Source organism: Actinomadura sp. WAC 06369 (assembly GCF_003947565.1).
Classification (GTDB): domain Bacteria; phylum Actinomycetota; class Actinomycetes; order Streptosporangiales; family Streptosporangiaceae; genus Spirillospora; species Spirillospora rifamycini.
This window is the reverse complement of record NZ_QHJN01000086.1, coordinates 22,125-34,063: the sequence shown is the minus strand read 5'-3', so window position 1 is coordinate 34,063 and position 11,939 is coordinate 22,125. Positions and strand designations below refer to the sequence as shown.

Genomic DNA, 11,939 nt, shown 5'->3' with positions numbered 1-11,939 from the left:
CGTCGTCTGCGTGGTGGCCTTCGTGGTGATCGGGCGGGCCGAGCACGACGGGTCCGGTGGGCTGAGCGGATTCGCCGCGACGCTCTGGCCGTTCGCCGTCGCCGTCGCCGCCGGATGGGCGTTCGGGTCGGCCCTCTCCGGTGCCCTCTGGTCGGCTCGGGAGCGTGGACTTGAGCATGTTGGGTGGGCGGATAGCGTGTCGGGCATGCAGCGCAGGGTTCTGGCCGGTCTCGCGGACGTCGTCTGCGTGGTGGCCTTCGTGGTGATCGGGCGGGCCGAGCACGACGGGTCCGGTGGGCTGAGCGGATTCGCCGCGACGCTCTGGCCGTTCGCCGTCGCCGTCGCCGCCGGATGGGCGATCGGGCGCGTATGGCGGCGGCCCGAGGCGGTCGTGCCCGCCGGGGTGGTCGTGTGGGCGTCGACGGTCGCCGTCGGGATGCTGCTCAGAGCCGTGTCCGGGCAGGGCACGGCGCCCGCCTTCGTGATCGTGTCGCTGCTCTTCCTCGGGGCGACGATGCTCGGCTGGCGCGCAGTCGCGCTGCTGCGGGCGCGCAAGGTCGCCGCCGCCGAATGACCGGGCGGTCTTTTTGGTGATTCCTCCCGGTTGACGTGGACTGCCGGGCGCTGGTGAAGTTACCCACGAGTCACGTGGGTGACCGATCTCGGCATGTCGAAAGGGACACGATGGCATCTGCGCTGCGCGCTTGGCTGGACAAGCCGAACCCCGAACGCGGCGTTCACCTGGCGACCGACGACGGCGGGTGGGACTTCCGCGACTACGGTGCGCTGGCGGCCGCCGCGCGGCGCACCGCCGGGGCGCTGATCGAGGAGGGCGTCCGGCCCGGCGACGTGGTGTGCGTGATCCTGCCCACCGACTACACCTGCGTCGAGACCTACTTCGGGGTGTGGGCCGCCGGGGCGACCGTGTGCCTGATCACCCCGCCGCTGTTCCAGGACGGCGACGACTACGTCGCGCACGTCGCGGCGATCCTGCGGCAGGCTCGGCCGGCGCTGGTGGTGGCGTCCGACGGCCTCGCGGACTACGCCGGACGGGCGATGGCCGACGCGGGGATCGAGGGGACGCCGTGGCGCCCCCGGCAGGGCGACGACGTCGCGGTGCAGCCCGCCGGGGAGCTGGCGCTGCTGCAGTTCACGTCCGGGTCGAGCGGGTCGCCGCGCGGCGTGATGGTCACCTGGGAGAACCTCGAGGCCAACAGCGAGCTGATCGCGCGGACGGCCGGGTTCGAGGACGAGCAGGTCGTCGCGTCCTGGCTGCCGCTCTACCACGACATGGGGCTCATCGGGACGTTCCTGACGCCGATCGCGCGGCAGGGCATGCTGCGGCTGATGCGGCCCGACCACTTCATCCGCGACCCCGCGCGCTGGATCCGCTGCTTCGCGGAGGCTGCGCACACGGCGGCGCCGCCGTTCGCGTACGCGTACTGCGCGCGCCGGGTGAAGCCGGAGCAGCTCGAGGGGCTCGACCTGTCCGGCTGGAAGATGGCGCTGATCGGCGCGGAGCCGATCGACCCGCACGCGCTGGAGGTGTTCGCGCAGCTCGTCGAACCGTTCGGGTTCGACCGGTCGGCGTTCCGGCCCGCCTACGGGATGGCCGAGACGACGCTGCTCGTCACCATGGACAACGCGTGGCGGCCCCCGCTGGCGGTGCGGCCCGACCCGGACGCGCTGTCGTTCGGCGAGCCCGTCCGGATCCTGGAGCAGCACCCGCTCGGCCCGCGGTCGCTCGGCGCGAAGGCCGGCTGGATCGTCGGCTGCGGGACGCCCGAGGACGACGTCCCGGTGGCGATCGTGGACGACGAGGGCCGCGAGCTCGGCGAGGGGCTGCTCGGCGAGATCGTCGTCGGCGGCGCGTCGGCGTGCCCGGGGTACTACGCGGGCGCGGAAGCCAAGTCGACGCGGTTCTCCGGCGGCCGGGTGTTCACCGGGGACGCCGGGTTCTTCCACGAGGGGCAGCTGTTCGTCCTCGGCCGGATGGGCGACAGCATCAAGGTGCGGGGCCGGTCGGTCTACGTCGAGGACCTCGAAGCGAAGATCGCCGAGAGCACGGGCCTCGGCAAGGGCCGCATCGTGGCGGTCGGGGTGCCCGGCGCCGGGCGCAAGGGCATCGTGCTGTTCGCCGAGACGCAGGACGAGTCGTGGGCGCCGGACGTCCGGGAGATGCTGCGGCGCCGCCTCGGCGACGACGTGGAGCTGACGATCGTCGTCGGCGGCGGGCTGATCCAGCGGACGTCCAGCGGCAAGCCGCGCCGGCGGTACATGCTGGAGCACTTCCAGGCGGGCCGGATGGAGGGCGGCCGCGTGATCGATTGATAAACGCGGCGAGAACGGACAACATGTCGTTGACGCTGTGAAAGGTCGACGATGCCGTCTGTGTCCGGAATGCTGCGCCGGTTGGGGTCCACCGCGCAGAACGCCCTGGAGGTCGCCCGCTTCGGCGGGTTCGACACCGATGAGGACGCCTCCCCGAGCGAGGTGGTCACCGAGCAGCGCGTGTACCGGCTGCGGCACTACTTCCCGGACGCGGGGGGCGGACCGGCGGTGCTGCTCGTCCCGCCGCTGATGATCACCGCGGAGGTGTACGACGTCTCGTCGCGGTCGAGCGCGGTGGGCGTCCTGCGCCGGCTCGGCGCCGACCCGTGGGTCGTCGACTTCGGCGCGCCGGAGCGGGAGCCGGGCGGGCTGGAGCGGACGGTCACCGACCACGTCCTCGCGGTGAGCGACGCCGTCGACCGGGTCCGGGAGGCCACCGGACGGGACGTGCACCTGGCGGGGTACTCGCAGGGCGGCATGTTCGTCTACCAGGCGGCGGCGTACCGGCGCAGCGCCGGCGTCGCGTCGGTCGTCACGTTCGGCAGCCCGTCCGACACGAGCGTCGGGCTGCCGTTCGGGGTGCCGAGCCGGGTGGCGGTCGAGGGCCTGGAGCGGGTCCCCGACTGGGTGCTGGGCGAGTTCGCCGTGCCCGGGTGGGTGACGCGGCTCGGGTTCCAGCTCCTCAGCCCGGTGAAGTCGGTGCGGTCGCGCGCCGAGTTCATCCTGCAGCTCCACGACCGGGAGCGGCTGGCGCCCCGGGAGCGGCAGCGGCGGTTCCTGGAGCGGGAGGGCTGGGTGTCGTGGCCCGGGCCCGCGCTCGCGGAGTTCCTGCGGCAGTTCATCCAGCACAACCGGATGCTGACCGGCGGGTTCGTCATCGGGGACCGGCTCGTCACGCTCGCCGACATCACGTGCCCCGTGCTGACGTTCGTGGGCGAGGTCGACGAGATCGCCGCGCCGCCGATGGTGCGCGGCATCCGGAAGGCCGCGCCGCGCGCCCGGGTGTACGAGACGTCCCTGCGCGCCGGGCACTTCGGCCTGGTCGTCGGGACGGTCGCGACCGAGCAGACGTGGCCCGCGGTCGCCGCGTGGGCGCGGTGGCGGGACGGGCGGGGCGACCTCCCGGAGGCCGTCGTGCCCGTCACGGGCGGCGAGGAGGTCCGCGCGCCGCGCCCGCCGGGCGGCGCCGCCGGGTACGGGCTGCAGCTCGCGATGGGCGTCGGGACGAGCGCGGCGACGTCGGCGGTCCGGGCGGTGTCGCGGGCGGTCAGCGGCACCCGGCAGCTCGCGGGGGAGGCGGCGCAGAACCTGCCGCGGCTCGCGCGGCTGGAGCGCATCCACTCGGCCACCCGCATGTCGATGGGGCTGCTGCTGGACGAGCAGGCCGCGCGGATGCCCGACGAGGTCTTCTTCGTCTACCAGGGGCGCGGGCACACCCACGAGGCGGCCAAGCGGCGGGTGGACGCCGTGGTGCGCGGGCTGATCCACATCGGGGTGCGGCAGGGCGACCCGGTCGGCGTGCTGATGGGGACGCGGCCGTCGGCGCTCGCGCTGGTGGCGGCGCTGTCCCGGCTGGGGGCGGTGGCCGTGCTGCTGCGCCCGGACGGCGACCCGGCGGCGGAGGCGCGGCTCGGCGGCGTCGGCCGGGTGATCGCCGACCCGGAGCACGCGGCGCGCGCGGCGGAACTGGGGGTCCCGGCGCACCTGCTGGGCGGCGCGCGCGGCGCGGGACGCGACGTCCTGCCGGACATGGAGCGCATCGACGTCGCCGCGATGAAGCCGCCCGCCTGGTACCGGCCGAACCCCGGACGGGCGGGCGACCTCGCGTTCGTAGTGTTCAGCGGGGACGGGGAGCACCTGCGGGCCAGCCGGATCACGAACCGGCGGTGGGCACTGTCGGCGTTCGGCACGGCCTCGTCGGCCGCGCTGTCGCCGTCCGACACCGTGTACAGCATCACCCCGATCCAGCACCCGTCGGCGCTGCTGATGAGCCTCGGCGGCGCCGTCGCGGGCGGCGCGCGGCTCGCGCTGGCGGGCGGCTACGACCCCGCGACGTTCTGGGACGAGGCGCGCCGGTACGGGGTGACGGTCGCGTCGTACACGTGGACGCTGCTGCGCGACCTCGTGAACGCGCCGCCGGATCCGGCCGAACGGCACCACGCCGTCCGGCTGTTCATCGGCTCGGGCATGCCGCGCGGCCTGTGGCGGCGGGTCGAGGAGCGGTTCGCGCCCGCGCGGGTGCTGGAGTTCTACGCGTCCACCGCGGGCGAGTCGGTGCTGGTGAACCTGAGCGGCAAGAAGCCGGGGTCGCTGGGCCGCCCGCTGCCCGGCAGCGCCGAGGTGCGGCTCGCCCGCTACGACCTGGAGCGGGGCCGGCTCGCCGAGGGACCCGACGGGCTCGCGATCGAGTGCGCACCGGACGAGATCGGGATGCTGCTGTCGCGGGTGCGGCCCGCGGCGCTCGGCGACGCGTCCCGCCCGGTGCGGGGCGTGTTCGAACCGGACGACGCCTGGTCCATCACCGGGGACCTGTTCACCCGCGACGCCGACGGCGACTTCTGGCTGCTGGGGCGGGACGCCGAACTGATCCGGACGGCCGAGGGCATCGTCCCGCCCGGCCCGATCCGGGACGCGCTCGGCGACCTGCCGTACATCGACGCCGTCGCGGTCTACGGGATCCCGGTGGGCGACGCGGAGATCGTCGCGGCGGCCGTCCGGCTGCGGGACGGCGCCGACCTCAAGCCCGTCGACCTGTCCGAGGCGCTGCTGCGGGTGGACCCGGGCCTGCGGCCCGCGCTGGTACGGGTGGTCGACGAGATCCCGGTGACGGCCGGGCGGCGCCTGCAGACCGGGCCGCTGCGGGACGAGGGCGTCCCGGAGGCCGGGGACGGGGCGTACGCGCGCGACCGGGGCGGCGGCTACCGGCCGCTGTCGCGGTACGCGCGCCGGCGGCTCCTCAGGCCGCCCGGCGGCGCCGGCGCGCCGGAGGGCGTCGCAGGTCACCCCTGATAAGTCTGGACTTACCGGTGTCCGCTGCGTTACAACGAAGCAACAGATAACGAAGCAACATTTTCCGTCCTTTTGTTGCACAACCCCCCGGAGGTGCCATGACGGGCGTCCTCGCGCCGCCGCCCCAGGGCAGCGACCTCAAACCGGTCCCGGGCGTGCCCGGCATCCCCTACATCGGCAACACGCTGGCCGTGATGCGGGACCCGATCGGGCAGGCGCGCAAGCGCTACGACGCCTACGGGCCGGTCGCCTGGGGCTGGCTGCTCGGGCAGCGCACCTGCACGGTGCAGGGCCCCGAAGCCGCGGAGGTCGTCCTGGTCAACCGGGACAAGGCTTTCGCGAACGGCCCCGCCTGGAGCTACTTCATCGGCCCGTTCTTCAACCGCGGCATCATGCTCCTGGACTTCGAGGAGCACCTGCACCACCGCCGCATCATGCAGCAGGCGTTCACCAAGGCCCGGCTGCGCGCCTACATGGACGCGATGGAGCCCGGCATCGTGCAGGGCCTCGACGCGTGGACGCCGGGGCGGGAGTTCAAGGTCTACGACCACGTCAAGCAGCTCACGCTCGACCTCGCCGTGGACGTCTTCATGGGCGTCGAACTGGACCGCGCGGAACGCGACCGGGTCAACGGCGCGTTCGTCGACGCCGTCCGCGCCGGGACGGCCTACGTGCGCTTCCCCGTGCCCGGCCTGCGCTGGCACAAGGGCCTGCGGGCCCGCAAGGTGCTGGAGGAGTTCTTCTACCGGCACCTGCCCGCCAAGCGCCGCGACGGCGGGGACGACCTGTTCGCCGCGCTGTGCCACGCCGAGACCGACGACGGGCACCGGTTCACCGACGAGGACGTCGTCAACCACATGATCTTCGCGCTGATGGCGGCGCACGACACCACCACCATCACGCTCACCACGATGGCCTACTACCTCGCGAAGTACCCCGAGTGGCAGGAGCGGCTCCGCGACGAGTCGCTCGCCCTCGGCAAGCCGCGGCCCGGGTACGAGGACCTCGACGCCCTCACCGGCATCGACATGGTGATGAAGGAGTCGCTGCGGATGGTCGCGCCCGTCCCGGCGCTGCCCCGCAAGGTCGTCAAGGACACGTCCGTCCTCGGCTACCACGTCCCCGCCGGGACCGTCGTCGTGGTGCCGATGCTCAGCAACCACCGCATGCCGCAGTGGTGGACCGACCCGGAGCGCTTCGACCCCGAGCGCTTCTCCCCGGAGCGCCGCGAGGACAAGGCGCACAAGTACGCCTGGGCGCCGTTCGGCGGCGGAGCGCACAAGTGCATCGGGCTGTACTTCGCCGGTATGCAGGTGAAGACGATCCTGCACCAGATCCTACAGCGGTACCGGTGGAGCGTCCCGGCGCGGTACGAGTGGCCGCTCGACACCACGTCGCTGCCGTCGCCCAAGGACGGGCTGCCCGTCCGCCTCGAACGATGGGAGACCCCGTGAGCAAGGTCATCGCGATCACCGGGGCGGCGCGCGGCATCGGCCTCGCCACCGCCCGCGCCGCCAAGGCGCGCGGCGCGACCGTCGTCATCGGCGACATCGACGAGGCGGCGGTGCGGGCCGCGGCGGACGACCTGGGCGTCACCGGGCTCGTCGTGGACGTCACGTCCCGCGCGTCGTTCGAGGCGTTCCTCGACCGGGCCGAAGCGGAGGCCGGGCCCCTCGACGTCCTGGTCAACAACGCGGGGATCATGCCGATCGGGCCCGTCACGCAGGAGAGCGAGGACGACGCCCGCCGCTGCCTCGACATCAACGTGCACGGCGTGATGACCGGCACCAAGCTCGCCCTCGACCGGATGCTGCCGCGCGGGCGCGGCCACGTGGTCAACGTCGCGTCGCTGGCCGGCCTGCTCTACACGCCGGGGCTGGCGCTCTACAACGCGAGCAAGGCCGCCGTCGTCGCGTTCACCGAGGCGACGCGGCTGGAGGTGCGGGACCGGGGCGTGCACGTGAGCGCCGTCCTGCCGTCCTTCACCAACACCGAGCTGGTCGCCGGGACGGCCAGCCCGACGGGGATGCGCAACTGCGAGCCCGAGGAGATCGCCGCCGCGATCGTCGGGCTGATCGGGCGGCCCCGCCCGCAGATCGTGGTGCCGAAGCGGCTCGGGACGCAGACCCGGCTGGGCGCCCTGCTCCCGGACCGGGTCCGGCGGGCGGTGTCCCGCCGGTACGGGCTCGACCGGATCTTCCTCGAGTACGACCCGGCCGCCCGGAAGGGCTACGACGCCCGCATCCGCGCCGGCTCCTGAGCGCCGCCCCGCCGCGGATCCCGCCGCGCCTTCCGCGCCTCCCGGAAGGCGCGGCGGGCCTGCGGCAGGTACCGGACGGACTCCGGTAGCAGGGGCCACAGCGCGTTGCCCTTCCGGACGAGCGCGGCGAACCGCCGGTGCCGGCGCTCGTCCGCCGCGCTCCACGGCAGGTCCAGCAGCTCCCGCATCCGCGGCGGCATGCCGCCGACCGTGATGAACCGGGCGACCGCGTCGAGCGGCGGCGACACCGCCCGCCACAGCGGCGCCGGGACGCGCGGCGGCGCCGGCAGCCCCTTGGTCACGTAGCCGACGCCGTACCTGGCGGTCTTGTGCGCGACGATCTCCTCGTCGAGCATCCGGCGCCAGTACCGCCGGAAGCCGTCCCAGTCGTCCGGCATCGCCCGGTCGCTGACCCCGTACATCCGGAACCAGACCTTCGACTCCTCGTAGATCCGGCGCTTCTCCGCCTCCGACAGGGGCCGGACGAACGTCTCGATCCCGTAGATCATGTTGTCGAGGAAGGTGGCGTGCGCCCAGTAGTACGTCTCGGGGTCGAGGGCGTGGTAGCGCGAGCCGTCCGGCATCGTCCCCTTGATGTCGCGGTGGTAGTCGCGCACCGTGCGTCCGGTCGCGGCGGCGCGCTCCCCGCCGTAGACGGTGTCCAGGATCGGCCCGGCGGACCGCTTGAGCCGCGCGAACGTCTCCGCGAAGAAGACCGAGTGGTCGAGGACGCCCTGGCCGAGCGCGGGCAGCATGTTCTGCAGGACGGCCGCGCGCGGGCCGACGAGCAGCATGCGGGTGTCGCCGAAGTAGCGCCAGGTGAGCGAGCCGGGGCCGAGCGGGGAGGGGGCCGGGTCCGTCATGTGCACCGCCGGGGGGAACGCGAGAGGAACAGAATGACGAAGATTGTAGCTTTGTTGCTTCCCGGTGGTCACCGGCGGGGCCGCTCCGCGGTTAGGGTGCGGGCATGACCACCGATGCGACGGATGCGGCCCGCGCGGACGCGGCCCGCGGCGGCCCGGACGCGGCGGCGGACGGCGGGCTGCTCGCCCGGCTGTCGTCGCCCGAGCCGGGCGGCGCCGACGACCTGGACGCCCGGATCCTGGACGCCGCGCTCGCCGAGTTCGAGACCTACGGGCTGCGCCGCGTCAGCGTCGAGGACGTCGCCCGGCGCGCGGGCGTCGCGCGCACCACGATCTACCGCCGGTTCACCAGCAAGGACCGGCTGCTGCAGGCGGTCATCCTGCGGGAGGTGCGCCGGTTCCTCACCGCGATCGCCCGCGCCACCGAGGGCCTCGCGACGCCCGAGGACGCCGTCGTCGAGGGGTTCGTCGCGGGCCTGCAGGGCGCCCGGCGGCACCCGCTGATGCGGCGCGTCCTGGAGAGCGAGCCCGAGACCCTGCTGCCGCAGCTCGGCATGAACGGCGGCGCGGTCCTGGTCGCGGCCCGCGACGTCCTCGCCGAGCGGCTCCGCCGCGCCCGTCCGGCGGACGCCGCCGAGCACGACGCGGTCGCCGAGGTGCTGGTGCGGCTCGCCGCCTCGCTGCTGCTCGTCCCGGGCGGCGGGCTGCCGCTGGAGGAGGACGGCGAGATCCGCGCGTTCGCCCGCGACTACCTGACCCGCATGCTGCGCCGATAAGGGCTCGCCGACCGCCGCGCCGTCCCTTAGTCTTCGGTTGTTCGAATATCGTTCTAGAACCGGAGGCGCGAACATGGAGCCGGTCGTCCGCACGCAGCACGGCAGGGTCCGCGGCACCACCCGGGACGGCGTCACCGCCTTCCTCGGCATCCCCTACGCCGCGCCGCCGTTCGGCCCGGACCGCTTCCGGGCGCCGCGCCCGCCCGCGCCGTGGGACGGCGTCCGCGACGCGACCGCGTACGGCCCGACCGCGCCGAAACCCGGTTACGCGGGCCCGTTCAAGACCCTCCTCCCGGACCCCGAGATCCCGGGCGAGGACTGCCTCAACCTCAACGTCTGGACGCCCGAGCCGGGCGGGTCCGGGCTGCCGGTGATGGTGTGGATCCACGGCGGCGCGTTCGTCAATGGGTCCGGCGCCGTCCCGACCTACGACGGCGGCAACTTCGCGCGGGACGGCGTCGTCTGCGTGACGATCAACTACCGGCTCGGCGTCGAGGGCTTCGCGTACCTGCCGGGCGCCCCGGCCAACCGGGGCCTGCGCGACCAGATCGCCGCGCTCGAATGGGTCCGCGACAACATCGCGGCGTTCGGCGGCGACCCAGGACGCGTCACGGTGTTCGGCGAGTCGGCGGGCGCGATGAGCGTCACCACCCTGCTCTCCCTGGACCTCGGGCTGTTCCACCGCGCGGTCGCGCAGAGCGGCGCCGGGCAGATCGCGCAGGACCCGGACGACGCGCTGCTCGTCGCCAAGGAGATCGCGGCCCGCCTCGGCGTCGAGCCGACCGCCGAGGGGTTCGCCGCGCTCGACCCGGCCGCGATCGTCCCCGTGCAGGCCGCCGTCTCCGGCGAGGTGTCCGCGCTGCCCGACCCCGCCCGCTGGGGCGCCACCACCGCCGCCGGCGGGATGGCGCTCACCCCCGTCCTGGACGGCGAGCTGCTCGCCCGGCGCCCCGAGGACGCCATCGCGGCCGGCGCCGGCCGCGGCGTCGACCTGCTCACCGGCTACACCGCCGAGGAGTTCCGGCTGTTCCTGATGCCGACCGGCGTCGCCGCCGTCCTCACCGACGACCTCGTCGGCGCCGCCACCGCCGGGATGGGCGTGCCGCCCGCGGTCGCCGCCGCCTACCGGGAGCGGTACCCCGCGCTCGCCCCGGGCGAGCTGATGGCGGCCATCGTCACCGACAGCCTGTTCCGGGTCCCGGCGCACCGCGCCGCCGCCGGGCACGCCGCGAACGGCGGCCGGACGTGGATGTACGAGTTCGGCTGGCGGTCCCCGAACCACGACCTCGGCGCCTGCCACGCCCTCGAACTCGGGTTCGTGTTCGACAACCTGGTGCCCGACTCGGAACTGGCCGGGCCGAACCCGCCGCAGGCCCTCGCCGACGCCCTGCACCGCGCGTGGGTGCGGTTCGCGGCGGACGGCGACCCCGGCTGGGAGCGGTACGACGCGGACGCCCGCGCCGTGCGCGTCTTCGACGGGGACGCGGACGCGACCGTCCGCGACCCGCGCGGCGCCGACCGCGAGCTCTGGGCCTGACGCCGCCCCGCGCCGGCCGGGAGTCGGCTCCCGGCCGGACGGGTCAGCCGTTCAGCCGCTTGCGGCCCTGCGCCCGGACCCGCCTGCGCTGGGACGGGTCGAGCATCAGGTACCCCGCGAGCGGCGCGGCGAGCACGCCGAGGATGATCAGCGCGGTGAGCCACCACGGGAAGATGAACAACGTGAGGAAGCCGACGGCGACACCGCCGATCACGATCTTGGTCTGGGTCGACATGCCTACCTCCGATACGGGCCGCCCTACCGGGACAACGGCCGTGCGCCGACCGTCGTTCCACGATATGTCGCGAGTGGCCCGGTGGAAAGTCCCTGGAAGAGGCGGGTTCCGCCGCTAGATGCGCAGGGAGAGCTGCCCGCCGCCCAGCGTGCGCAGGACGTCCGCGTGCAGTTTCCCGTTCGTGCACACGACGCTGCCGCCGTCCGGGCCGGGCACGCCGGACAGGTCGGTGAACATCCCGCCCGCCTCCTCGACGATCACCTGGAGCGCCGCGAGGTCCCACAGCGACACCTCCGGCTCCGTCGACACGTCGACGGCCCCCTCGGCGACCATCATGTGCGACCAGAAGTCGCCGAACGCCCGCGTCCGCCACACCTCGCGCGTCAGGTCGAGGAAGTGGTTCAGCCGCCCCGCCTCCTCCCAGCCGCTCAGGCTCGAGAACGACAGCGACGCGTCCGACAGCTCACCGACGGCCGACACGCTGATCGGGGTCGCGCGGGTCAGGCTCCGGCCGGTGAACGCGCCGCCGCCCCGCGCCGCCCACCAGCGCCGGTTCAGCGCGGGGGCCGACACGACCCCGACGACGACCTCGTCGTTCTCCATCAGCGCGATCAGCGTCGCCCACACCGGGACGCCCCGCACGAAGTTCTTCGTCGCGTCGATCGGGTCGATGACCCAGCAGCGGTTCCCGCCGCCGGTCCGCCCGTACTCCTCGCCGAGGATCGCGTCGCGCGGCCGGGACCGGCCGAGCGTGGCGCGCAGCTGCTCCTCCACGCCGCGGTCGGCGTCGCTCACCGGTGTCAGGTCCGGCTTCGTCTCGACGTCGAGATCGAGCGCCCGGAAGCGCTTGGTCGTGATGTCATCGGCCTGGTCCGCCAGCACGTGCGCGAAACGCAGGTCATCGGAATAGCCCGCCACGGCGTGCCAC

The 11,939-nt window shown here is 74.2% G+C and carries 10 protein-coding genes; 7 read left to right on the top strand and 3 right to left on the bottom strand.

Annotated features, from left to right (window positions below; translation table 11 throughout):
- The 5 genes from DMH08_RS42675 to DMH08_RS22810 all read left to right on the top strand — a co-directional run.
- A partial coding sequence (locus tag DMH08_RS42675) for a DUF3054 domain-containing protein (protein ID WP_325052941.1) occupies positions 1 to 574 on the top strand: 574 nt, incomplete at its 5' end.
- Positions 575 to 684: 110 nt separating this feature from the next.
- Positions 685 to 2,331: an AMP-binding protein gene (locus DMH08_RS22825; RefSeq protein ID WP_026401242.1), complete on the top strand. Its 1,647-nt coding sequence runs from the start codon at positions 685 to 687 to the stop codon at positions 2,329 to 2,331.
- 69 nt (positions 2,332 to 2,400) lie between these two features.
- Complete coding sequence (locus DMH08_RS22820; protein ID WP_233617750.1) at positions 2,401 to 5,340, top strand: AMP-binding protein; 2,940 nt, start codon at positions 2,401 to 2,403, stop codon at positions 5,338 to 5,340.
- A gap of 98 nt (positions 5,341 to 5,438) precedes the next feature.
- Positions 5,439 to 6,794: a cytochrome P450 gene (locus tag DMH08_RS22815; protein WP_026401241.1), complete on the top strand. Its 1,356-nt coding sequence runs from the start codon at positions 5,439 to 5,441 to the stop codon at positions 6,792 to 6,794.
- On the top strand, positions 6,791 to 7,600 hold the full coding sequence (locus DMH08_RS22810; RefSeq protein ID WP_199747951.1) for an SDR family oxidoreductase: 810 nt from the start codon (positions 6,791 to 6,793) through the stop codon (positions 7,598 to 7,600). Before DMH08_RS22815 ends, DMH08_RS22810 begins: the two co-directional genes overlap by 4 nt.
- Here DMH08_RS22810 and DMH08_RS22805 read toward each other — a convergent pair.
- Positions 7,570 to 8,463 carry an oxygenase MpaB family protein gene (locus DMH08_RS22805; RefSeq protein ID WP_125617589.1) on the bottom strand — a complete coding sequence of 298 codons (894 nt, stop codon included), beginning with the start codon at positions 8,461 to 8,463 and terminating at the stop codon, positions 7,570 to 7,572. The two genes, DMH08_RS22810 and DMH08_RS22805, sit on opposite strands and share 31 nt — an antisense overlap.
- Positions 8,464 to 8,567: 104 nt before the next feature.
- On the opposite strand from DMH08_RS22805, the gene DMH08_RS22800 reads away from it, so the two are divergent.
- The gene (locus tag DMH08_RS22800) at positions 8,568 to 9,239 is read left to right on the top strand and encodes a TetR/AcrR family transcriptional regulator (protein ID WP_125617587.1); all 672 of its coding nucleotides are present in this window, start codon (positions 8,568 to 8,570) and stop codon (positions 9,237 to 9,239) included.
- A gap of 73 nt (positions 9,240 to 9,312) precedes the next feature.
- Positions 9,313 to 10,776 carry a carboxylesterase/lipase family protein gene (locus DMH08_RS22795; RefSeq protein ID WP_125617585.1) on the top strand — a complete coding sequence of 488 codons (1,464 nt, stop codon included), beginning with the start codon at positions 9,313 to 9,315 and terminating at the stop codon, positions 10,774 to 10,776.
- 43 nt (positions 10,777 to 10,819) lie between these two features.
- On the opposite strand, the gene DMH08_RS22790 is transcribed toward DMH08_RS22795, so the two are convergent.
- On the bottom strand, positions 10,820 to 11,011 hold the full coding sequence (locus DMH08_RS22790; protein WP_125617583.1) for a hypothetical protein: 192 nt from the start codon (positions 11,009 to 11,011) through the stop codon (positions 10,820 to 10,822).
- Positions 11,012 to 11,125: 114 nt separating this feature from the next.
- Positions 11,126 to 11,929 (bottom strand): histidinol-phosphatase, encoded by an 804-nt coding sequence (gene hisN, locus DMH08_RS22785; RefSeq protein WP_026401236.1) that lies wholly within the window; start codon positions 11,927 to 11,929, stop codon positions 11,126 to 11,128.
- Positions 11,930 to 11,939 lie beyond the last annotated feature (10 nt).